Origin of the sequence: Mesorhizobium sp. M0011, assembly GCF_040324155.1 — a bacterium.
Taxonomy (GTDB): domain Bacteria; phylum Pseudomonadota; class Alphaproteobacteria; order Rhizobiales; family Rhizobiaceae; genus Mesorhizobium.
The window spans coordinates 74,370-96,720 of the sequence record NZ_JAMYVQ010000022.1 but is presented as its reverse complement, the minus strand read 5'-3'; the positions used below and the strand labels follow the sequence as shown (position 1 = coordinate 96,720).

General features: G+C 64.4%; 17 protein-coding genes. 13 read left to right on the top strand and 4 right to left on the bottom strand.

Translation table 11 applies throughout. The features are described from left to right. Positions 1-69: 69 nt before the first annotated feature. Together NKK51_RS22675 and coaA are read left to right on the top strand one after the other, a co-directional pair. On the top strand, positions 70-393 hold the full coding sequence (locus NKK51_RS22675) for a phosphoribosyl-ATP diphosphatase (RefSeq protein WP_352554649.1): 324 nt from the start codon (positions 70-72) through the stop codon (positions 391-393). 23 nt (positions 394-416) lie between these two features. Next, the gene (coaA, locus tag NKK51_RS22670; RefSeq protein ID WP_027039969.1) at positions 417-1,376 is read left to right on the top strand and encodes a type I pantothenate kinase; all 960 of its coding nucleotides are present in this window, start codon (positions 417-419) and stop codon (positions 1,374-1,376) included. On the opposite strand, the gene NKK51_RS22665 is transcribed toward coaA, so the two are convergent. The 4 genes from NKK51_RS22665 to NKK51_RS22650 form a co-directional block, all read right to left on the bottom strand. Further along, the gene (locus NKK51_RS22665) at positions 1,363-1,992 is read right to left on the bottom strand and encodes an alpha-ketoglutarate-dependent dioxygenase AlkB family protein (protein WP_352554648.1); all 630 of its coding nucleotides are present in this window, start codon (positions 1,990-1,992) and stop codon (positions 1,363-1,365) included. The two genes, coaA and NKK51_RS22665, sit on opposite strands and share 14 nt — an antisense overlap. A gap of 166 nt (positions 1,993-2,158) precedes the next feature. Beyond that, positions 2,159-2,632, bottom strand: coding sequence for a peptidoglycan-binding protein LysM (gene lysM / locus NKK51_RS22660; RefSeq protein WP_352554647.1), 474 nt, complete (start codon positions 2,630-2,632; stop codon positions 2,159-2,161). A gap of 91 nt (positions 2,633-2,723) precedes the next feature. After that, a complete protein-coding gene (arfB, locus tag NKK51_RS22655; protein WP_023810634.1) occupies positions 2,724-3,161 on the bottom strand; it encodes an alternative ribosome rescue aminoacyl-tRNA hydrolase ArfB in 438 nt (145 codons plus the stop codon). Between the two features lie 84 nt (positions 3,162-3,245). Next, positions 3,246-4,871: a phosphoenolpyruvate carboxykinase gene (locus NKK51_RS22650; protein ID WP_352554646.1), complete on the bottom strand. Its 1,626-nt coding sequence runs from the start codon at positions 4,869-4,871 to the stop codon at positions 3,246-3,248. Between the two features lie 343 nt (positions 4,872-5,214). On the opposite strand from NKK51_RS22650, the gene NKK51_RS22645 reads away from it, so the two are divergent. The 11 genes from NKK51_RS22645 to addA all read left to right on the top strand — a co-directional run bounded on the left by NKK51_RS22645 (position 5,215) and on the right by addA (position 22,295). Further along, positions 5,215-5,916 (top strand): response regulator transcription factor, encoded by a 702-nt coding sequence (locus NKK51_RS22645; protein WP_013528337.1) that lies wholly within the window; start codon positions 5,215-5,217, stop codon positions 5,914-5,916. Between the two features lie 20 nt (positions 5,917-5,936). After that, a complete protein-coding gene (locus tag NKK51_RS22640; protein ID WP_352554645.1) occupies positions 5,937-7,721 on the top strand; it encodes a sensor histidine kinase in 1,785 nt (594 codons plus the stop codon). Next, entirely contained in the window at positions 7,718-8,218 is a 501-nt protein-coding gene (locus NKK51_RS22635; protein ID WP_352554644.1) for an HPr kinase/phosphorylase, read from the top strand. Before NKK51_RS22640 ends, NKK51_RS22635 begins: the two co-directional genes overlap by 4 nt. A gap of 164 nt (positions 8,219-8,382) precedes the next feature. Next, on the top strand, positions 8,383-8,784 hold the full coding sequence (locus NKK51_RS22630) for a PTS sugar transporter subunit IIA (RefSeq protein ID WP_023761135.1): 402 nt from the start codon (positions 8,383-8,385) through the stop codon (positions 8,782-8,784). Continuing rightward, positions 8,781-9,077 (top strand): HPr family phosphocarrier protein, encoded by a 297-nt coding sequence (locus tag NKK51_RS22625; protein WP_027039963.1) that lies wholly within the window; start codon positions 8,781-8,783, stop codon positions 9,075-9,077. Before NKK51_RS22630 ends, NKK51_RS22625 begins: the two co-directional genes overlap by 4 nt. 172 nt (positions 9,078-9,249) lie before the next feature. After that, positions 9,250-10,650, top strand: coding sequence for an adenosylhomocysteinase (gene ahcY, locus NKK51_RS22620; RefSeq protein WP_023810629.1), 1,401 nt, complete (start codon positions 9,250-9,252; stop codon positions 10,648-10,650). Between the two features lie 198 nt (positions 10,651-10,848). Beyond that, positions 10,849-13,404, top strand: coding sequence for a sensor histidine kinase (locus NKK51_RS22615; protein ID WP_352554643.1), 2,556 nt, complete (start codon positions 10,849-10,851; stop codon positions 13,402-13,404). A gap of 8 nt (positions 13,405-13,412) precedes the next feature. Further along, positions 13,413-14,924 carry a tRNA (adenosine(37)-N6)-threonylcarbamoyltransferase complex ATPase subunit type 1 TsaE gene (gene tsaE / locus NKK51_RS22610; RefSeq protein ID WP_352554642.1) on the top strand — a complete coding sequence of 504 codons (1,512 nt, stop codon included), beginning with the start codon at positions 13,413-13,415 and terminating at the stop codon, positions 14,922-14,924. Next, on the top strand, positions 14,921-15,649 hold the full coding sequence (locus NKK51_RS22605; RefSeq protein ID WP_352440517.1) for a nucleotidyltransferase family protein: 729 nt from the start codon (positions 14,921-14,923) through the stop codon (positions 15,647-15,649). Before tsaE ends, NKK51_RS22605 begins: the two co-directional genes overlap by 4 nt. Continuing rightward, positions 15,646-18,780: a double-strand break repair protein AddB gene (gene addB / locus NKK51_RS22600; protein WP_352554641.1), complete on the top strand. Its 3,135-nt coding sequence runs from the start codon at positions 15,646-15,648 to the stop codon at positions 18,778-18,780. The genes NKK51_RS22605 and addB overlap by 4 nt, the downstream gene beginning before the upstream one ends. Continuing rightward, positions 18,777-22,295 (top strand): double-strand break repair helicase AddA, encoded by a 3,519-nt coding sequence (addA, locus tag NKK51_RS22595; protein ID WP_352554640.1) that lies wholly within the window; start codon positions 18,777-18,779, stop codon positions 22,293-22,295. Before addB ends, addA begins: the two co-directional genes overlap by 4 nt. The last annotated feature ends 56 nt before the right edge of the window (positions 22,296-22,351 follow it).

Here is a 22,351-nt window from a genome sequence, read left to right as displayed (position 1 = left end):
GCATGATCCCGAAAAGTGGGAACCGGTTTTCGGAAAAGATCATGCTTAAACAAGCAGATAGATGACGCCATGGCTGAGTTTTCGCTGTCAGATCTTGAAGAAACCATCAGGGAACGTGCCCATTCCGGCGACCCGGACTCGTGGACGGCAAAATTGTTCGCGCGCGGCATCGACAAGGCGGCGCAGAAGCTCGGCGAGGAGGCGGTCGAGACGGTGATTGCCGCCGTCAAGGGTGACAAACCGGCCCTCGTTTCGGAAAGTGCCGATCTTATATATCATTGGCTCGTCGTTCTCGGCCTCTCCGGGGTTCCGCTGAGCGACGTGCTTAGGGAACTCGAAGGCCGCACCCGGCGTTCGGGCATCGCCGAGAAGGCGTCACGGCCCAAGGGCTGACCGCGAGGAGGGCAGGTATCTCGATGGATCAGCTCGCGCCAACCGAGAAATATTCCCCCTTTCGTTTCTTCTCCGCCGATCAATGGTCGCAATTCCGTGCCGACACGCCGCTGACGCTGAGCGCGGACGAATTCCGCCGCCTGCGCTCGCTCAACGATCCGGTCGATCTCGAAGAGGTCACGCGCATCTATCTGTCGCTGTCGCGGCTTTTGTCCGCGCATGTCGAAGCGAGCCAGCTGCTGTTTCGGCAACGCCAGGCCTTCTTCAACGCGGTCGACGTGGTCAAGACGCCCTTCATCATCGGCATCGCCGGTTCGGTCGCCGTCGGCAAATCGACCACCGCACGCGTGCTGAAGGAACTGCTGGCGCGCTGGCCGTCGAGCCCCAAGGTCGATCTCATCACCACCGACGGCTTCCTGCTGCCCAACGAGGTCCTGCGCCGCGAGAACCTGATGGAGCGCAAGGGGTTCCCCGACAGCTACGATGTGGGCGCGCTGCTGCGCTTCCTGTCGGGCATCAAGTCGGCGCTGCCCGATGTCCGCGCGCCTGTCTATTCGCACCTGACCTATGACGTCATTCCTGGCGAGTTCGTCACCATCGACCGGCCCGACATATTGATCTTCGAAGGCATCAATGTCCTGCAGCCCGGCAAGCTGCCGCAGGACGGCAAGATCGTCCCTTTCCTGTCGGACTTCTTCGACTTCGCCATCTACATCGATGCCGACGAAAAGCTGATCCACAACTGGTACATTTCCCGCTTCATGCGGCTGCGTGAGACCGCCTTCCGCAACCCGGACTCCTTCTTTCACCGCTATTCGCAGCTGTCGGAGGGTTCGGCGCGCGCCATCGCCGAAGGCCTGTGGACCAACATCAATTTGAAGAATCTGCGCGAGAACATTCTGCCGACGCGAGCGCGCGCCGACCTCATCCTGCGCAAGGGCGCCGACCACCTGATCGAGGAAGTGGCGCTCAGGAAGCTGTGACGGCCGGCTTCGTCACCCGTCGTAATGTCAGATTGATCCGCCCACCGTTTTTCAGCAGTGCCGAGGTCGAGGGATAGATCCGATCGACGCCGTGAAAGCACAGCCGCCCCTCGCCGCCGAGCACCACGACGTCACCGCTTTGCAGCCTGAACGACCGGGTCGCCCCGTCACGCGTCGTCTGGCCGACCCTGAACAGGCAATCGTCGCCCAGTGAGACGGAGACGACCGGCGCCGAAAAATCAGCCTCGTCGCGGTCCTGATGCAGCCCCATTTTTGCATCCGGCGTGTAGAAATTGATCAGGCACGCTTCCGGTGGATTGGGATAGCCCGATACCTGCCGCCACAGCTCGAGCAGCGCCTCCGGGATTGGCGGCCATGGTGAGCCTGTCGCGGGATGCGTCGGCTGGTAGCGGTAGCCCTGTTCCTTGTCGGTGACCCAGCCGAGCGGGCCGCAATTGGTCATGCGCACGCTCATCTCCTTACCGGTGCGCGGCATGGCAGGCACGAACAGCGGCGCTTGCTGCACGATGCTTCGCACCTCATCGACCAGCGTCTCCTGGACACTGCGTGACAGGTAAGCCGGCATGTGGCGGACACCTTTGGGCAGAACGAGCACGGATTCGGTCACCTCCCGGATGGTTCGGAACCGTAAAATGTCACGATCAAATGAAAACGGCGACCCGAAAGCCGCCGTTCTAACTCTTTGTTTGGCACAATTCCGAACGGAAAACCGTTTCACACTTTTCCTGGAATTGCTTTTCGCAAATTGGCAATCGCCTCGATCAGGCGAGATCTGGGATGCGCAGCACCTGGCCCGGATAGATCTTGTCGGGATGGGTCAGCATCGGCTTGTTGGCCTCGAAGATGACCGTGTTCTTGACGCCTTGGCCCTTGCCGTAGCTTTTCTCGGCGATCTTCCAGAGATTGTCGCCCTTCTTCACGGTGTAGAAGGTGGGCTCCTGGGCGGGGACGGCGGCCGTGCCAGGTGCTGGCGCGACCTGCAATTCGTCCGCCTGCACCTTGGAGACGCCGAGCGTGTTGCCGACGGCGATGACCGCCTTTTCGAAGATCGACTGGTCCTTGACCACACCCTTCAGCACCGCCGTGTCGCCCTTGACGACGACGTCGACGCCATCGGTGCCGAGCTTGTGCGAATCGAGCTCCTTCTTGAGTGTGTCGGCCGAGGGTGCGGCTTCGTCGTCACCGCCGATGCCCAGTTTCTTGCCGACGCTCTTGACGAAATCGAACATGCCCATCCTTGGGTCTCCCTTGCTAATGGCAATGGTTGAACCTTGCATCTGCGGCCCAAAATGGGAAGTCGTTTTGTGCGCGTGATTGGTGTGGTGCTTAATCGTTCTCCACCCGGCCGCGCAGCTTCTTGATCGTGCCGCGCCCGGCCTTGCTCTTCAGCCGCCGCTCCACGGCGCCCTTCGATGGCCGTGTCTTCTTGCGCGGCGGCGGTGGCGGTTCGGCGGCCTTGGCGACCAATGCCGTCAGCCGTGCCCGCGCATCCGCCCGGTTCTGTTCCTGGGTGCGGAAGCGGCCTGCCTCGATGACGATGACACCGTCCTTGGTGGCACGCTGGCCGGCAAGTTTGATCGTCCGCTCGCGCACGCGCTCCGACAGACCCGTTGCGTTGGCCGCGTCGAAGCGCAGTTGCACCGCCGTCGCCACCTTGTTGACGTTCTGACCGCCGGGACCGGACGAGCGGATGAAATCCTCGTGCAGGTCGCCCGGATGGATAACCGCATCGCCTGATATGATGATGTTGTCGTCGCTCGCCATGCCGCAGTCATGGCGCGGCGGATCGAAAAAGAAAAGGCCCGATCGAACCGGGCCTTTCAACGAAAGCTGAACCCTGTGGCGCGATTACTCCGCCGCTTCCTGCATGCGCGGCGCGGCGCCCAGCACCACGGCGTCGACATGGCTTTCGAATTTCTCGAAATTGACGGCGAACATGCCGACCAGCCTTGCCGCCTGCCGGTCATAGCCGGCCTTGTCGGCCCAGGTCGCCCGGGGGTCCAGAATCATCGGGTCGAGAATGCCGCTGTCGACGCCCGGGACAGCCACCGGCACCTCGAAACCGAAATGAGGGTCGGTGCGGAACTCGGCCGTCTTCAGCGAGCCGTCAAGTGCGGCGGCAAGCAAGGCGCGCGTCGCCTTGATCGGCATGCGCTTGCCGGTGCCGTAGGCGCCGCCGGTCCAGCCGGTATTGACCAGCCAGCAATCGGCGCCGTGGCCTGCAATCAGCTCGCGCAGCAGATTGCCGTATTCGGAAGGATGGCGCGGCATGAACGGCGCACCGAAACAGGTCGAAAACGTCGCTTCGGGCTCGGTTACCCCCTTTTCGGTTCCGGCCACCTTGGCGGTGTAGCCGGAGAGGAAGTGATACATCGCCTGCGCCGGGGTCAGCCGCGCGATCGGCGGCATCACGCCGAAGGCGTCGGCGGTCAGCATGATGATGTTGTTGGGATGGTTGGCGCGGCCGGTCTTGCTGGCATTGGGGATGAAGTCCAGCGGGTACGCGCAGCGTGTGTTTTCGGTCAGCCTTCCGTCGTTGAAATCCGGCACGCCATCGGCGTCGAGCACGACATTTTCCAGCACCGTGCCGAAGCGCTGCGTGGTGGAGAAGATTTCCGGCTCGGCTTCCGCCGACAGCTTGATCGTCTTGGCGTAGCAGCCGCCTTCGAAATTGAAGATGCCGTGCGGTCCCCAGCCATGCTCGTCGTCGCCGATCAACGTGCGCGAGGGATCGGCCGAGAGCGTCGTCTTGCCGGTGCCCGACAGGCCGAAGAAGATGGCGGCGTCGCCGGCCGCACCCTCATTGGCCGAGCAATGCATCGGCATCACGCCTTTCGCCGGCAGGAGATAGTTGAGCATGGTGAACACCGACTTCTTCATCTCGCCGGCATAGGAGGTGCCGCCGATCAGCACGATCTTGCGCGAAAGATCGACGGCGATCACCGTTTCGGTGCGGCTGCCGTGACGGAGGGGATCGGCGCGGAAGGACGGCAGGTCGATGATCGTCATCTCGGGCACGAACTGCTCGAGTTCGGTGGCACCGGGACGAATGAGCAGATTGCGGATGAACAGCGAGTGCCAGGCAAATTCGGTGATCACCCTGGTCGGCAGCCTCGACTCCGCATCGGCGCCGCCGACCAGATCCTGGACGTATAGATCCTTGTCCGCGGCATGCGCCTGGAAATCGGCGAGCAGCGTGTCGAACTGGGCCGGCGAGATCGCCTTGTTGTTCTCCCACCAGACATGTGGTTCGGTGTCACCGTTGCGGACGACGAACTTGTCCTTGGGCGAGCGGCCGGTGTGCTGGCCGGTCTCGGCGACCAGCGCGCCATGGGCGGTCAAGCGGGCCTCGCCGCGCCGGATCGATTCCTCATAAAGGGTAGCCGCACCGAAATTATAGTGCACCACGCCGGTGGTTTTCAGGCCGATATGATCGATCGCGCAGGCGGAATTGCGTTTGCCGACTTCCGACATCGAGTGTCCCTCTTGGATTTGCCGCATCTTTGCCGGCACGTTTCCAGCACGCCCACTACGCGGGCTGAGATGGTCAGAACCAGAAAAGGCAAATGATATCAAATCATTAATCGATTTAAATATTTTGAAAGTTGTTTAAATCGTTTATATGTGCAAAAAGTTTCGCGGTTGCCCAAAGGATTGGCGATGTACGTTCGTCCAACCCATGTCGAGGTAGGATTGTGGCCGCCGGCATGCCGCGCGTGACAGCGGACAAGGCCTATGCCACATTTTGTACCTAATTTGTCCTGCAAAAGCCCCTTCTCTACGACAGAAGGGACAGCTCATGAGGGAGCCGCTTGAAATGGCAACAATCGCGCTTGTCGATGACGACCGCAACATTCTGACATCGGTGTCGATCGCCTTGGAATCCGAGGGGTATCGCGTCGAGACCTACACGGATGGTGCGTCGGCGCTGGAAGGCCTGGCGGCACGCCCGCCGAACCTTGCCATCCTCGACATCAAGATGCCGCGCATGGACGGCATGGAACTGCTGCGCCGGATGCGCCAGAAGTCCGACCTGCCGGTGATCTTCCTGACCTCCAAGGACGATGAGATCGACGAGTTGTTCGGTCTCAAGATGGGCGCCGACGACTTCATCCGCAAACCCTTCTCGCAGCGCCTGCTGGTCGAGCGCGTGCGCGCCGTGCTGCGCCGCGCCAGTGCCCGCGAGGCTGCCGCCAAGACGCCAAGCCAGCAGGCCCGCTCGCTCGAGCGCGGCCAGCTCGTCATGGACCAGGAGCGCCACACTTGCACCTGGAAAGGCGAGCCGGTGACGCTCACCGTCACCGAGTTCCTGATCCTGCATTCGCTGGCGCAGCGTCCAGGCGTCGTAAAAAGCCGTGATGCGCTGATGGATTCGGCCTATGATGAACAGGTCTATGTCGACGACCGCACCATCGACAGCCACATCAAGCGCCTGCGCAAGAAGTTCAAGGCCGTCGACGACGACTTCGAGATGATCGAAACCCTTTACGGAGTCGGATACCGGTTCCGCGAAGCGTAAGTAGCAGGGCCTGCTATTCGATGGCAGTGGAAGCACAGCGAACAAGACCGGCGGGCGCCTCCAGGCGGCCGTCGCGGATCATGCCGTCCTTCGTCTCGAAGATCACGGTGCCGATGCGCCGCTTCCTTGGTCATCATATCTTTTCCAGCCTGACGCGGCGTATCCTGTTCCTCAACCTTGCCGGCCTCGCCGTCCTGGTGACCGGCATCCTCTATCTCAACACCTTCCGCGACGGACTGATCGACGCCCGCGTCGAAAGCCTGATGACCCAGGGCGAGATCATCGCCGGCGCCATTGCCGCGTCGGCGACCGTCGAGACGGATTCGATCAGCATCGACCCGGAAAAGCTGCTTGAGCTGCAGGCCGGCGAAAGCCTGGGACCCGGCTCCGACCAGCTCGACAATCTCGACTTCCCGATCAACCCGGAGCGGGTCGCGCCGGTGCTGAGAAGGCTGATCTCGCCGACCAGGACCCGCGCACGCATCTATGACCGCGACGCCAATCTGCTGCTCGATTCGCGCCACCTCTATTCGCGCGGCCAGATCCTGCGCTACGACCTGCCGCCGGTTGAAGAGGAAGAGCCCGATCTTGTCGAGCGCATCCAGAAATTCGTCTTCGACTTCTTCCGCAACACCGAGCTGCCGGTCTATCACGAGCAGCCGGGCGGCAATGGCGCCGCTTTCCCGGAAGTGGTCAAGGCTCTCACCGGCAGTCCGTCGACCATTGTGCGCGTCTCGGAACAGGGCGAGCAGATCGTTTCGGTGGCGGTGCCGATCCAGCGCTTCCGCGCCGTTCTCGGCGTGCTGATGTTGTCGACCGAAGGCGGCGACATCGACAAGATCGTCGCCGCCGAGCGCAAGGCGATCCTGCGCGTCTTCGGCATCGCGGCCTTGGTCACCGCCATCCTGTCGATGCTGCTCGCCTCCACCATCGCCAATCCGCTGCGCCGGCTGTCGGCAGCGGCGGTACGGGTGCGGCGCGGCGTCAAAAGCCGTGAGGAAATCCCGGACTTTTCCGACCGCCAGGACGAGATCGGCAATCTGTCGATCGCCATACGCGACATGACCAACGCGCTCTACGCCCGCATCGAAGCGATCGAAAGCTTTGCGGCCGACGTATCGCATGAGCTGAAGAACCCGCTGACGTCGCTGCGCAGCGCGGTGGAAACCTTGCCGCTGGCCAAGAATGACAATTCGCGCGGGCGGCTGATGGACATCATTCAGCACGATGTCAGGCGGCTGGATAGGCTCATCACCGATATTTCCGACGCCTCACGCCTTGATGCGGAGCTGGCGCGTGAAGATGCCGGAACGGTCGACCTGAAGAAATTCATCACCGATCTCGTCGCCGTTTCGCGTGAAGCCACGCGCAACAAGAAGGCGGTCGAGATCGAGTTCAAGGTCGCCAAGCTGCCGCAGGGCGTCAAAGGCTATGTCGTCGTCGGGCATGATCTTCGCATAGGCCAGGTCATCACCAATTTGATCGAGAACGCCCGTTCCTTCGTTCCCGAGGACCATGGCCATATCAGCCTGTCGCTGGCACGCGCCGGCAAGTTCAACATCGTCACCGTCGACGACAATGGTCCCGGCATCCGTGCCGACAACATCGACCGCATCTTCGAACGCTTCTACACCGACCGGCCTGCCGGCGAGGCGTTCGGCCAGAATTCGGGCCTTGGCCTGTCGATATCCAGGCAGATCGTCGAGGCCCATGGCGGCACGCTGACCGCCGAGAACATCCCTGGCACCAAGCCCGGCGAGATCAAGGGCGCGCGCTTTGTCGTGACGCTGCCGGCCGAAGCATGATCCCGAAAAGTGGGAACCGGCTTTCGGGCAAGATCGTGCATGATCCAGTTGCGCAGCCTGAAAACATTCACGGAACCGCGATCCTGATCGGCGAGCGCGGCGTCCTTATCACCGGGCCGTCTGGTGCCGGCAAGACGACGCTGGCGCTGACACTCCTGGACCATTGCCGCGCGCGCGGGCTGTTCTCGCGGTTGATCGGTGACGACAGGCTGCTTGCCGCGGCCCGCTCCGGGCGACTGGTCTGTCGCGTGCCGGCGACCATCGCCGGTCTTGCCGAAGTGCCTGGGTTCATGCCGCGCCCGCTGCCGTTCGAGCCGGGTGGAGTGATCGACCTGCATGTGAGGCTGGTGCCAAAGGCAGAGATGGCCCGCTTCCAGGAGGAAATCAGCGAGCCGGTCGCAGGCTGCCCAGTGCCGCGTATCGACCTTGCCGAGCGTAACGCCGCCACGGCCTTGCCCGCCGTGATGGCGCGGCTGTCGATCGCGCCTTTTCTATGATCTGCCCCGGGTTTTCTGCTGCAATGCGTCAAAATGGCATGGGCCTGCGCAATTTTGGGCTTGTCAACGGGCCGCGCGTCGACAAGATAGCGCTCCCGCCGCCTGGAATGGCTGGCGAGCATAAAATGCGCCTGTGAAGCGGCGATGACGGGAGCCACCAAAGAATGATCGGACTCGTGCTTGTAACGCACGGTCAACTGGCCGCCGAGTTTCGACATGCCGTGGAACATGTCGTCGGGCCACAAGACAATTTCGAAACCGTGGCGATCGGCGCCGACGACGATATGGAGCAGCGTCGCCGCGACATCGTCGACGCTGTTGCCCGTGTCGATACCGGGGCGGGCGTCATCGTGCTGACCGACATGTTCGGCGGCACGCCCTCCAACCTTGCCATCTCGGTGATGGAATCCGGCCGCACCGAGGTGATCGCCGGCATGAACCTGCCGATGCTGATCAAGCTCTCCTCGATCCGCAAGGGCGACAATATGGCCGCCGCGCTCGATGAGGCTCAGGCCGCCGGCCGCAAATACATCAACGTCGCCAGCCAGCTCCTGAGCAGCAAATGACCGCGCTGTCCCCGGAAAAAGACCAAATTGTCCGGGATTTTCCCATCATCAACCAACGTGGCCTTCATGCGCGCGCTTCGGCGAAGTTCGTCCAGCTGGCCAGCGGCTTCGATGCCTCGGTGCATGTCGAGAAGGATGGCGTCAAGGTCGGCGGCACCTCGATCATGGGCCTGATGATGCTGGCGGCAAGCCCCGGCTATTCGATCCGCGTCACCGCCAGCGGGCCGGAGGCCCGGCAGGTCATCGACGCGCTGGAGCAGCTGGTGGCGTCCCGCTTTGGCGAGGAATGCTGAGTGCAGATGCGCGTCTGAGAGACATGCAGGGATAAAGATTTCTTTATATCCCATTGTCGACCCTGCTCCGATCTGCTAGTCAGGCCGGCAATTCGCGCCCTTCGACGCGCCGACCGGCGCGGGCGTGTCCGCAACAAATTCGCAAGCACAACATTCGCATCGGAGTACTGCCATGACGGGTAGCAAGGACTATGTGGTCGCCGACATCTCGCTTGCCGGCTGGGGCCGCAAGGAACTCGAGATCGCCGAAACCGAAATGCCGGGCCTGATGGCCTGCCGTGAGGAATTCGGTCCCAAGCAGCCGCTCAAGGGCGCGCGCATCACCGGTTCGCTGCACATGACGATCCAGACGGCGGTGCTGATCGAGACGCTGAAGGAATTGGGCGCCGATATCCGCTGGGCCTCCTGCAACATCTTCTCGACCCAGGACCATGCGGCCGCGGCCATCGCCGAAGCCGGCATCCCGGTGTTCGCCGTCAAGGGCGAGTCGCTCGAGGAGTATTGGGACTACACCGACAAGATCTTCCAGTGGGCCGATGGCGGCCTCTCCAACATGATCCTCGATGATGGCGGCGATGCCACCATGTACATCCTGATCGGCGCCCGCGCCGAGGCAGGCGAGGATGTGCTGTCCAACCCGCAGAGCGAGGAAGAGGAATACTTCTACGCCCAGGTCAAGAAGCGCCTGAAGGCTTCGCCCGGCTTCTTCACCAAGCAGAAGGCGGCGATCCGCGGTGTCACCGAAGAGACGACCACCGGCGTCAACCGGCTCTACCAACTGCAGAAGAAGGGCCTGCTGCCCTTCCCCGCCATCAACGTCAACGACTCGGTCACCAAGTCGAAGTTCGACAACAAATATGGCTGCAAGGAATCGCTGGTCGACGGCATCCGCCGCGGCACCGACACGATGATGGCCGGCAAGGTCGCTGTCGTGTGCGGTTATGGCGACGTCGGCAAGGGCTCGTCGGCCTCGCTCAAGGGCGCCGGCGCCCGCGTCAAGGTCACCGAGGTCGATCCGATATGCGCCCTGCAGGCGGCGATGGACGGTTTTGAAGTCGTCACGCTGGAAGATGCGGCCCCCACCGCCGACATCGTCATCACCACCACCGGCAACAAGGATGTCGTCACCCTCGACCATATGCGCTCGATGAAGGACATGGTCATCGTCGGCAACATCGGCCATTTCGACAATGAGATACAGGTCGCCGCGCTGCGCAATTTGAAATGGACAAACGTCAAGCCGCAGGTCGACATGATCACCTTCGCGGACGGCAAGCGGATGATCCTTTTGTCGGAAGGGCGGCTGCTCAATCTCGGCAACGCCACCGGCCACCCGAGCTTCGTCATGTCGGCATCCTTCACCAACCAGGTGCTGGCCCAGATCGAACTCTACACCAAGCCCGGCCAGTACGAGAACCAGGTCTATGTCCTGCCCAAGCATCTCGACGAAAAGGTCGCGCGCCTGCATCTCGACAAGCTCGGCGCCCGCTTGACCGAACTGTCGGGTGAACAAGCCGCCTATATCGGCGTCACGCCGCAGGGTCCGTTCAAGCCGGAACACTACCGCTATTAACCAAAGCTAAAATTGCTACCAGATATTGAGGCCGGGCGATTGACTTTTCGCCCGGCCATATTTTTGCGCGCATCAGCCTTCACGGCGATTCGGCGAGGGGTTATTGTCAGGTGATTCGGCGATGCTTCCAGCCCGAGAGGGTCAAGAGAGGCACGCATCAGGGCGGTCTTGCATTCAGGCGGCGGAGAGGACCAAGACATGCCGGGGCAACACCCGCACAGAGCGGGACGGGCCGTTTCCGGCGGCCATGACGATTCGGGGATTGCTGGCTCCGCCCTGGAAGGCGGGAGCCTGTCCTGGCGCGCCCGCGCGTCGACATTTCTTGCCACCTCCGCGCTCACGGTCCCCTTGGCTGGCGCCGTCGCGCATGCCGAAACCGCTGCTGCCAGCGTCGCCGGACTGTCGCTGAGCGCCATCGAGGTCATGCAGCTTGCCGTGTTCGTCGGCGTGACTGGTGCCGCGCTGATATCGGCCATCGTTCTCATCCGCGAAAGAGCCCGCACCTCGGCGGAGAATGTCGAACTCAGGAGCCGCTTGGCCGACATCAACGCGGCGCTCCGCCGTTCGGAGGCGCTGCTCAATCTGCGCGACCAGCGCGTCGTCGTCTGGGCCGCGGAAAACAAGAAGCCCGAGCTCATCGGCACATTGCCCGTCGAAAGCGGCGCTCCCGAGGATAGGGCCGCTTTTCTTGCTTTCGGCCGCTGGCTGATGCCGCGTTCGGCGGCGGCACTCGAACATGCCGTCGCGGGATTGCGCGAAAAGGCCAGACCCTTCGACCTCGTCATCGAATCGCAGGCCGGCGCGCCGCTCGAAGTGCATGGCCGCAAGAGTGCCGCGCATGTGCTCGTGCGTTTTGTCTCGCTCTCGGAGACGCAGCGCAGCCAGGCCAGGCTGAAGATCGAGAACCAGCGGCTGGCCGCCGACCACGACACGATGATCGGCCTGCTCGACGCGCTGAACATGCCGGCATGGCTCCGCGGCGAGGATGGCGGGTTGAAGTGGGTCAACCGCGCCTATGCCGATGCCGTCGAAGCCGAAAATGCCGAAGCCGCGGTTCGGGAGAAAAAGGAGTTCCTCGGCGGCCAGGCGCGCGATGCTATTGCCGCCCAGCACAAGACGCATCCGGTTTTCGAGCAGTCGCTGTCCACCGTGATCGAAGGTGACCGCCGTGTGTTCGCGGTCACCGATTTCGCCGGCAGCGATGGCTCGGCCGGCCTTGCCTGCGACACCAGTGCCATCGAGACCGTTCGCGGCGAATACGAACGGACCGTGCGAAGCCACGCCGACACGCTCGACCAGCTCAACACGGCGGTCGCCATTTTCGACACCGACGAGAAGCTGCGGTTCTTCAATCAGGCCTTCCAGAAGCTTTGGGGGCTGGACGCCGGCTTCCTGCACAGCGCACCCGACAATGCCTTGCTGCTGGACCGGCTGCGCAGCGAAGGCAAGATCGCCGAACAGCCTGAATGGCGCCGCTGGAAGGAAGGCCTGCTCGGCGCCTATCGCGCCGTCGAATCCCAGGAACATTGGTGGCATCTGCCGGATGGCAAGACAATTCGCGTCGTCGCCAACCCGCAGCCCAAGGGCGGCGTGACCTGGGTGTTCGAGAACCTGACCGAGAAGATGGACCTCGAGAGCCGCTACCAGACAGCGGTGCGGGTCCAAGGCGAAACGCTCGACAATCTTGCCGAAGGCGTGGCGGTGTTCGGACCCGACGGCAGGCTCCGGCTGTCGAATCCCGCCTTTGCCACTCTCTGGGGATTGAGCGGTGAAGCGGCCAAGCCCAGCGTCCATGTGTCGGCGATACGTGACCTCTGCGACCGGCAGGCCGCGGACAGCCCCTGGCCCAGCTTCGTTGCCGCCATCACCGGCTTTGACGACGAGCGCCGCGACCGCCACGGACAGACCGAGCTCAACAACGGCAATGTGCTGAGTTACGCCATGATCCCGCTGCCCAACGGGCAGGTGATGATGACCTTCGTCGACGTTACCGACAGCGTCCATGTCGAGCGGGCGCTGAAGGACAAGAACGAGGCGCTGCAAAAATCCGACCAGCTCAAGAACGAATTCGTCCAGCACGTCTCCTATGAACTGCGCTCGCCGCTGACCAACATCATCGGCTTCACCGAACTCCTGTCGCAGCCCACGACCGGTCCGCTGACGCAGAAGCAGCGCGAATATGTCGAGCATGTCAGCTCGTCCTCCTCGGTCCTGCTCACCATCGTCAACGATATCCTCGACTTGGCGACGGTGGACGCCGGCATCATGCAGCTCGACATTTCCGAGGTGCAGGTCGATCGCACCATCGCCGCTGCGGCCGAACTGGTGGCCGACCGGCTGGAAGAGCATTCGATCAGTCTCCAGGTCGACGCCGTCGCGGCGCCGAAGACGTTTCATGGCGATGAGGTCCGCGTCCGCCAGATCCTCTACAATCTGCTCAGCAACGCCGCCAATTACGCCCCGGAAGCCAGCATCATCCGGCTCACTTGCCGCCATCTGGCGGATGGGGTGGAATTCTCGGTTCATGACGACGGCCCCGGCATGCCACCGGATGTGCTTGATTCGGTGTTCCGCCGTTTCGAGCCGCGCGCCAATGGCGGCCGCCGGCGCGGCGCCGGCCTCGGCCTGTCGATCGTCAAGAGCTTCGTCGAGCTGCATGGCGGCAGCGTTCGCATCGAAACCGGCAAGGACAAGGGCACGACCGTCATCTGCACCTTTCCAGACATGCCGGGCATCCGCGCCGCGGCCGAGTAGCGCGCTCGATGACCGGATTGGTGCTGGAGCGTTCACTCGCCGACGAGACCCAGACAGCGCGGCTGGGCGAAGATCTGGCGCTGTCGCTGCGCCCGGGCGATGTGCTTGCCCTCAAGGGCGATCTGGGCGCCGGCAAGTCGACGCTGGCGCGGGCCTTGATCAGGACCCTGGCCGACGATGCCGGCCTCGACGTTCCGAGTCCGACCTTCACATTGGTGCAGAGCTACGACACCCGCATTCCGGTCCATCATTTCGATCTCTACCGCCTGTCCTCGGCGGACGAGCTCGATGAGCTTGGGTTCGACGAAGCCCTGGCGCAGGGTGCTGCTTTGGTCGAATGGCCGGAACGGGCGGAAGCCCATCTGCCGAAAACCACGATCCTGATAGAGCTCGTCCAGCATGGCGACGGACGGCTGGCGCGATTGTCAGGGCAGGGTGATGCCTTCGATCGGGCGGCACGGTCGCTGGCCATGCGCGACTTTCTCGTGAACGCAGGCTGGGGGGAAGCGCAACGCCGCCATTTCATTGGCGATGCCTCGGCCCGCTCCTATGAGATCGTTTCGCTGCCGGACCAGAAGCCGCGAGTGCTGATGAATTCGCCACGGCTGGTGCTCGGCCCCCCGGTGCGCGATGGCAGGCCCTATGCCGAGATCGCTCATACCGCCCAGTCGGTCTCCGCCTTCGTCGCCATCGACCGCGCCTTGAGGGCCGGCGGCGTCAGTGTCCCGGAAATCCATGCCGAAGACCAGGAACAGGGATTCCTGCTGCTCGAACATCTTGGTTCCGAAGGGTTCCTCGGCAGCGATGGCCAGCCGGTCGCCGAGCGCTGCGCGGCGGCGGCCGAGCTGCTGGCCATGATGCATGGCAGAAATTGGCCGCGGCGCCTGGAAACGGGACACGGCGGCTTCCACGACGTGCCACCCTTCGACCGCGATGCGATGATGATCGAAGCCGACCTGCTGGTCGACTGGTACGTGCCTGCAATCTCCGGCGCCCCGGCAAGCGATGCCTTGCGCGCCGGTTACCACAAGGAATGGAACGCGCTCCTCGACCGGCTGCAAGGCCGCGAGGTCACGCTGATGCTGCGCGATTTCCATTCACCCAACATCATCTGGCGCGGTGATCGTTCCGGCCATGACCGGCTGGGCATCGTCGATTTCCAGGATGCGCTGATCGGCCCGTCCGCCTATGACGTCGCTTCGCTTGCCATGGACGCTCGTGTTACGATGTCGCCCGAGCTCGAGAGAGCGGCGCTCGATGCCTATGTCGCGGCGCGCCACGCAGCCGGTGCTTTCGACGAAGCAAGCTTCCTGGAATCCTACGCCATCATGGCGGCGCAGCGAAATTCCAAGATCCTCGGCATCTTCGTCCGTCTCGAAAAACGCGACGGCAAGCCCTACTATCTGAAGCACCTGCCGCGCATCCGCGATTATCTGCGCCGGGCCTTGTCTCATCCGGCGCTGGCAAGCCTGCGCGAGTTCTACGACGCCCACGGTTTGCTGGAGGAGCGAGCGCTGTGACAGCAGGACCGGACACCGCCATCGTACTTGCCGCCGGCCTTGGCAAACGCATGCGGCCGATCACCGACACCATTCCCAAGCCGCTGGTCAGGATTGCCGGCAAGACGTTGCTCGACTGGAGCCTGGACAGCCTGGCGGCCGCCGGCGTCGGCAAGGCGGTCGTCAACGTCCACTACTTTCCCGAACAGATCGTCGCCCATGTCACTGCCCGCCGCGCGCCAAACATCGTCATTTCCGACGAGAGCGAACAACTGCTCGATTCCGCCGGCGGCATCGTCAAGGCGTTGCGGGAACTGGGCGATCAGCCCTTCTACATCCTCAACGCCGACACGTTCTGGATCGATGACGGTCCTCTCAATCTCCAGCGCCTCGCCCTTGCATGGGACGCGGCGAAAATGGATATTCTGCTGATGCTGGCGGATCTCCAACAGGCGACCGGACACTGCGGCAGCACCGATTTCCTGGTGGCGCCGGACGGCGGCTTGCGGCGTTCAAAGGGAGATCCGGCGGGGCTGATCTATGCCGGCGCGGCGATCGTCCATCCGCGCCTGTTCGAGGGTGCACCGGCCGGGCCGCATTCGCTCAATGCCTATTTCGATTCGACCATCGCCGCGGGCAGGCTGTTCGGCATGCCGATGCATGGCCATTGGATCACCGTCGGTACGCCCGATGCCATTGCGCTCGCGGAAGCGGCGGTCGCCGGCGCGCTTGCCGAGTTGCAATGAGCGGCTCGAGCCGCGTTTTCTCGATTCCACCCGGAGCGCCGTTTCTGCCGACGCTTGCCGAGGCCCTGCTTGCCGGCCGTCTCGTTCCGGGGTTTCGGTTTGACGGCGACCCGCTGGCTCTGGCCGATGTCACCATCTATGTGCCGACGCGCCGCGCCGCGCGCGCCTTGCGGGGTGTCTTTGTCGACAGCCTGGCGGCGCGCGGCGGCGGCGGTTCGGCGATCCTGCCGGTCATCCGGCCACTGGGCGAGTTCGACGAGGATGAGGCCGCATTCGAGACCGAGGCATCGGCGGCCATCGATCTCGCGCCGCCGATTTCGGCAACCGAACGCCTGTTGCTGCTGACGCCGCTGGTGCGCGCCTGGAAACGCCGGCTGCCGGCGCATGTCGCCGCCCTTTTCGCCGAGGAGATCGTCATCCCGGCTTCCACCGCCGACGCAATCTGGCTGGCGCGCGATCTCGCCCGGCTGATGGACGAGATCGAGACGGAAGGCACCGACTGGGCCAAGCTCACCGATCTGGTGACCGGCAACCTTGCCGGGTGGTGGCAGGTGACCCTCGAATTCCTCGGCATCGTCACCGAAGCCTGGCCGAAATTCCTCGCGGAAAGCGACCGCTCCAATCCGGCCGCGCATCGCAGTGCGCTGATCCGCGCCGAGGCGGCGCGGCTGCTGCGCAATCTGCCCGCTGGCCCCGTTATCGCCGCGGGCTCGACCGGCTCCATACCCGCCACGGCCGAACTGCTTGCCGCCATCGCCGGCCTGCCCGGCGGCGCCATCGTGCTGCCCGGCCTCGACCGGACGCTGGACGAAGCGTCGTTCCAGGCAATCGCCGCGCCTGGCGCGCGTCCAGCCGTGCTCGGCCACCCGCAATATGGCCTGGCCAGGTTGATCGCCAAGGTCGGCGTGCTGCGCGGCGACGTCGACGAGCTCGGCGTGGCCGAACCGCGTCTGGCGCTCCGCGCCGCTCTTGTCGGCGAAGCGCTGCGGCCGGCCGAGACCACCGAACTCTGGGCCGAGACACGTGCCGGTTTCCCGGCGTCCGACATTGCCGGCGCCTTCGCCGAGGTGACCTTGCTCGAAGCTGCAAGCGAACGTGATGAAGCTGTCGCCATCGCCGTCGCGCTCAAGCGCGCGGTCGAACAGCCCGGCCAAAGGGCGGCTCTCGTCACCGGCGACCGCGCGCTGGCGCGGCGCGTCTCGATCGAGCTCCAGCGCTTCGGCGTCGTTGCCGACGATTCCGGTGGCACGCCGCTCGCCAACACCCCCGCGGCCAGCCTGCTCAGGCTGGCGCTCGAGGCATTATTCAGGCCAGGCGATCCGGTCGGCCTGCTGTCGCTGCTCAAGCATCCGCTGCTTGGCCTCGGCCTCGAACGGGCCGATGTGCGCCACGCGGCGGAACTGGTCGAGCTGGTGGCGCTGCGCGGCGGCACCGGCCGCCCCGACATCGTTTCGCTGCCGGAACTGTTTGAGGCTCGCCTCACCGGCCTGGGTGGCGGCAGCCGGCCCCCCTTCTGGTTTTCCCGGCTGACCGTGCGCTCCATCGAAACCGCCCGGAATTTGCTTGAACGTCTCAAGCAGGCGCTGGCGCCGCTCGCAGCCTTCCGCGGCCGGGACGATGCCGACCTTGCCGCGCTTGTCAGGGCCAGTGTCGCCATCCTCGAAAATCTCGGCCGCACCGTCGATGGCGGCCTTGCCGAACTCTATGCCGGTGACGCCGGCGAGAAGCTTGCCGAACTGCTGCGCGGGCTGGTCGCGGCTTCGGCTTCGCTATCCTTCGCGGCGACCGAGTGGCCCGATATCATGGCGGCGCTGATCGCGCCTGAAACGGTCAAGCCGGCACACGGCACCGACCGGAACATCGCCATCTGGGGCGCGCTGGAAGCGCGCTTGCAGACTGTCGATACGCTGGTCATCGGCGGGCTCAACGAGGGCGTGTGGCCGCGCAAGCCAGAGAGCGACCGCTTCATGTCGCGGCTGATGAAGACCGGCATCGACCTCGAACCGCCGGAACGGCGCATCGGCCTTGCCGCGCATGATTTCCAGATGGCCATGGGGGCTGGGAAGGTCGTGCTGTCCCGCTCGGCGCGTGCCGGCGACGCACCCGCCGTGCCATCACGCTGGCTGCAGCGGCTGTTGACCTTCATCGGCAACGATCAGGCAGCAGAGTTGCGCCGGCGTGGCGACGAACTGCTCGCCTGGGCGCGCGCGCTGGATACAGGCCCAAGGCAGGATTTCGCGCCACGGCCGCAGCCGAAGCCGCCCTTGTCGGTGCGCCCGACGCATTTCTCGGTCACCGAGATCGAGACCCTGCGCCGTGACCCCTACGCCGTCTATGCAAGACGCATCCTCGGCCTGATGCCGCTCGATCCGGTCATTCGCGATCCTGGTGCGGCCGAGCGCGGCACGCTGTTTCACGCCATCCTGCACCTGTTCTCAGGCAGCGTCGCCGATCCGCGCGCCCCCGATGCGCTTGCCGGCCTTATCGCCGCCGGCCGCGTCTGTTTCGTCGAAGCCGACCTTCCGGCGGATGTCGAGGCCGTGTGGTGGCCACGTTTCGAGAAACTCGCCGCAAACATCATCGAGTGGGAGCGCACGCGCGCCGATGCAGTGACAAGGCGCCATGCCGAGGAGCGCGCCGGAAAGACCGTCATCGGCCAATCCGGCGTGACTCTGTCCGGCTACGCCGACCGCGTTGACCTTTTGGCCGGCGGCATGGCCGACATACTAGATTACAAGACGGGGTCCTCGCCGTCCAAGGCGCAGGCGCACACACTGCTTGCGCCGCAACTGGCGTTGGAGGGCGCGCTGCTCAGGCGCGGCGCCTTCAAGGATTTGGGCGCGCGCGAGCCCTCTCAACTGGCCTTCATCAGGCTGAAGCCGAATGGCGAGGTGTTCGAGGAATCCATCCTCGAACACAACCGCCAGCCGCGGACCGCGACCGATCTTGCCGAAGAGGCCTGGGCGCGGCTGGAAAAGCTGTTGATCCACTATGCCGATCCTGCGACGGGTTATCTGTCGCGCGCGCTGCCGTTCCGCGAAGGCGAGACCGATGGCGACTATGACCATCTTGCCCGCGTGCTCGAATGGTCGGCAGGCGGCGATGCCGGCGACGAGGGAGGGGAGGCATGAAAAAGGCCTATCCGATCCCCAGCGACACCGCGACCAGCCAGGCCCGCGCCGCCGATCCCGGCAATTCCGCCTGGGTGTCGGCGAATGCCGGATCCGGCAAGACCCATGTGCTGGCCCAGCGCGTCATCCGGCTGCTGCTGCGCGGCACCGATCCGTCGAAGATCCTGTGCCTGACCTATACGCGCGCCGCTGCCGCCAACATGTCGAACCGGGTGTTCTCGAGGCTGTCGGAGTGGACGACGCTTGGTGACGCGGACCTTGCGGCAAAGGTCGAGGCGCTGGAGGGCCGCCGGCCCGATCTCGAGACCATGCGCCGGGCGCGGCGCCTGTTCGCCGAGGCGCTGGAAACACCCGGTGGGCTGAAGATCCAGACCATCCATGCCTTCTGCGAATCGGTGCTGCACCAGTTCCCGCTGGAAGCCAATATCCCGGCCCATTTCGAGATGCTCGACGGCCAGATGGAGGCCTCGCTGTTTGCCGCGGCTCGCCGCGAGATGATTTCGGGCACATCCGCCGGTGACAAGAATCTGGCTGAGGCTTTTGCCGCCATTCTCGATCGGGGCGGCGAAGCCGGGCTAGACGCCTTGCTGGGTGAGATCGTGCGCAAGCGCGACGGCTTGCGCAATTTCATCGACGCCGTCGGGCGTGACGGCACGCGCTTCCAGGCCCTGTTCGACGAATTCGATTTCCGCGCCGGCCAGTCCGCCGAAGGCATAGCCGCTTCGGTATGGCCGTTGCCGGGTTTCCTGCCCGACTATTTTGCCGGCTTTGCCCACGCAGCCGAGGCCACCGACGCCAGATCGGTGCTGAACAACATCCTGCCCTATGCGCGGCAGGCTTTCGCCGAGGGCGATCCCATTCGGCGCCTGCAACTGCTCGCGCGAGCCTTCCTCAAGACCGATGGCGACGCCTACGACCCGGCAAAGGCCTTCAAGAAGGCCCTGGTCGACCGGCTGCCGGATCTGGCGGAGCGCTATCTCGCGGCCGCCAACGCCATTGTCGAAACCACCGACCGGCTGGCCCTGTTCCGGATGCTGGAGGGTACAAGAGCGGCGCTGACCATCGCCGACTGGCTGATCGCCCGCTACGAAATGCTGAAGCGCAGCCGCGGCTTTCTCGATTTCAACGACCTGATCACCCGCACCGTCAACCTGCTGGCGCGACCAGACGCCGGCCCCTGGGTGCAGTACAAGCTCGACCAGGGCATCGACCATATCCTGCTCGATGAAGCGCAGGACACCAGTCCGGACCAATGGGAAGTGGTGAAACGGCTGGCGGAAGAATTCTTTGCCGGCTTGGGCGCGCGCGACAGGGTCCATCGCACGGTCTTCGCCGTCGGCGACGAGAAGCAGTCGATCTATTCGTTCCAGGGGGCTGCCCCGGACTCCTTCGCCGACAGCCGGCTGTTGTTCGCCGGACGAGTGCGTGACGCCGAGGCGTCCTTTGCCGACCTCAAGCTGACCTGGTCGTTCCGCTCGACCGACGATGTTCTGACCGCGGTCGACCGCGTCTTTGCCGACGCGAGCGTGCGGCGCGGCATCAGCCATGATCCCGATCCGCTGCGCCACCAGGCGATCCGCACCGACGCACCGGGCTATGTCGAGGTGTGGCCGTCAGTCGGCGCCGATGTCGTCGATGAGCCCGACGACTGGACGCAAGCCATCGACCATGCGCACGCGCCGGCGGTGCGCGTGGCCGAGAACGTCGCCGCCACCATAGCCGGCTGGATCGGCACCGGTGAGATCATCGAGGGTCGCGGCAAGCGGCTGCGGCCGGGCGATGTCCTGGTGCTGGTGCGCAAGCGCGATCGCTTCGTCCATGCGCTGACCCGCGCACTCAAACGCCGCGACATTCCGGTCGCCGGCGCCGACCGGCTGAGCCTGCCCGGGCACATCGCGGTCAAGGACCTGATTGCGCTCGGTCACCTCCTCATCCAGCCGCAGGACGACCTGTCGCTCGCCGCGGTGCTGCGCAGCCCGATCTTCGATCTGCCGGAAGAGACGCTTTTCACGCTCGCCGCGCAGAGGCCGGCTGGCCTGTCGTTGATCGCATCGCTGCGCCAGCACGCCGGCGAAAGCGAGAGAATGGCGAAGATCGTCGCTCAGGTCGACATCTGGACGAACGAGGCCGCCTTCAAACCGGTGTTCGAGTTTTACGCTTGCCTGCTGGCGCGCGATGGCGTGCGCCGCAAGATGATCGCGCGGCTTGGGCCCGAAGCCGGCGACATTCTCGACGAGTTCCTGAGCTTCTGCCTTGCCGAGGAGCGGACCGGCCTGCCGGGGCTGGAAGCCTTCCTGTCGACGCTGGAAAACGCCGGTCCCGAGATCAAGCGGGAGATGGACCAGACCCGCGACGAGGTCCGGGTCATGACCGTGCACGCTGCCAAGGGGCTGGAAGCGCCGGTCGTGTTCCTGGTCGATGGCGGTTCCGCCCCGTTCAGCGACCAGCATTTGCCGCGCCTGATGCCCTTCGACGGCTCCGGCGCGAACTGGGACGGCAAGGGCTATCTCTGGCGCTCGGCCAGCGACGTCGCCAACGGCTTTTCCAAAGCAGCGGCAGCGCGGGCACGGGAACTCGCCGACGACGAATACCGCCGGCTGCTCTATGTCGGCATGACCCGTGCCGAGGACCGGCTGATCGTCTGCGGCTATCACGGCAAGCGGGCGCCGAACGCCGGCACCTGGCACTCGATCGTCAGCCGCGCGCTGATCGGCGCGCCGGAAAGCGAACAGCGTGCGCATCCCGCCGGCGGCGAGCCGGTGCATCGTTTCCATGTCACCAAGCTGCCGCCGGTCGCACAGGTTTCCAGCGAGCAGGCGCGGCGGACGGATGCTTTCGGACCTTTGCCGGCGACTTTGTTCCGGCCCTTGCCGCCCTTCGAGGATCTGCCGCGTCCGCTGTCGCCATCCGGTGCCTCGGCGCTGATAGACGAAGGCAAGGAAGCTGTGGTCGACAAGACGTCTCCGGTGCTGGACGCCGATGCCGAGCCGGGCTTTGCCGTGCTGCACGGGCTTGCCCTGCACAAACTGCTGCAGATGTTGCCCGGCATTGCCGAGCCCGAACGCCAGGGCGCGGCGGAACGCTATCTCGCACGAACCGGTGCAGAATGGCCTTCGTCAGAGCGTGAAAAGGCCCTGGCTTCGGTCACATCAATCCTTGCCGACGTCAGCTTCGGTCAGCTGTTTGCACCGACGTCGCGCGCCGAGGTCGCGATCATGGGCAGCCTGGAGGTCAAGGGCAAGAAGCGCTCGATTTCCGGCAAGATCGACCGGTTGGCGGTGACATCGGACAGTGTGTCGATCGTCGACTACAAGACCAATCGGCCGGCGCCCGGCTCTCTGGCCGAGGTTACGCCGGCCTATGTCCTGCAGCTCGCGCTCTATCGCGCCTTGCTGCAACCGCTCTATCCCGGCCGCACGATCAAGGCGGCCTTGCTGTTCACCGAGGCGCCACGGCTGATCGAACTGCCGGCCAGCGCCATGGACGACGCTCTTGCTCGACTCACGCGAGCGTGACACAACACCTGCTTGAAGAAGGGCGCGATCGCCACCACATTTGGTGGTACAAAAAC

Bases quoted from the DNA above. Each gene is read 5' to 3' on its own strand.
- NKK51_RS22615 (WP_352554643.1), top strand. From the start codon at position 10,849: ATGCCGGGGCAACACCCGCACAGAGCGGGACGGGCCGTTTCCGGCGGC.
- addB (WP_352554641.1), top strand. From the start codon at position 15,646: ATGAGCGGCTCGAGCCGCGTTTTCTCGATTCCACCCGGAGCGCCGTTT.
- lysM (WP_352554647.1), bottom strand. From the start codon at position 2,632: ATGGGCATGTTCGATTTCGTCAAGAGCGTCGGCAAGAAACTGGGCATC.
- NKK51_RS22640 (WP_352554645.1), top strand. From the start codon at position 5,937: ATGGCAGTGGAAGCACAGCGAACAAGACCGGCGGGCGCCTCCAGGCGG.
- coaA (WP_027039969.1), top strand. From the start codon at position 417: ATGGATCAGCTCGCGCCAACCGAGAAATATTCCCCCTTTCGTTTCTTC.
- arfB (WP_023810634.1), bottom strand. From the start codon at position 3,161: ATGGCGAGCGACGACAACATCATCATATCAGGCGATGCGGTTATCCAT.
- tsaE (WP_352554642.1), top strand. From the start codon at position 13,413: ATGACCGGATTGGTGCTGGAGCGTTCACTCGCCGACGAGACCCAGACA.
- NKK51_RS22635 (WP_352554644.1), top strand. From the start codon at position 7,718: ATGATCCCGAAAAGTGGGAACCGGCTTTCGGGCAAGATCGTGCATGAT.
- NKK51_RS22650 (WP_352554646.1), bottom strand. From the start codon at position 4,871: ATGTCGGAAGTCGGCAAACGCAATTCCGCCTGCGCGATCGATCATATC.
- ahcY (WP_023810629.1), top strand. From the start codon at position 9,250: ATGACGGGTAGCAAGGACTATGTGGTCGCCGACATCTCGCTTGCCGGC.
- addA (WP_352554640.1), top strand. From the start codon at position 18,777: ATGAAAAAGGCCTATCCGATCCCCAGCGACACCGCGACCAGCCAGGCC.
- NKK51_RS22645 (WP_013528337.1), top strand. From the start codon at position 5,215: ATGGCAACAATCGCGCTTGTCGATGACGACCGCAACATTCTGACATCG.
- NKK51_RS22625 (WP_027039963.1), top strand. From the start codon at position 8,781: ATGACCGCGCTGTCCCCGGAAAAAGACCAAATTGTCCGGGATTTTCCC.
- NKK51_RS22630 (WP_023761135.1), top strand. From the start codon at position 8,383: ATGATCGGACTCGTGCTTGTAACGCACGGTCAACTGGCCGCCGAGTTT.
- NKK51_RS22675 (WP_352554649.1), top strand. From the start codon at position 70: ATGGCTGAGTTTTCGCTGTCAGATCTTGAAGAAACCATCAGGGAACGT.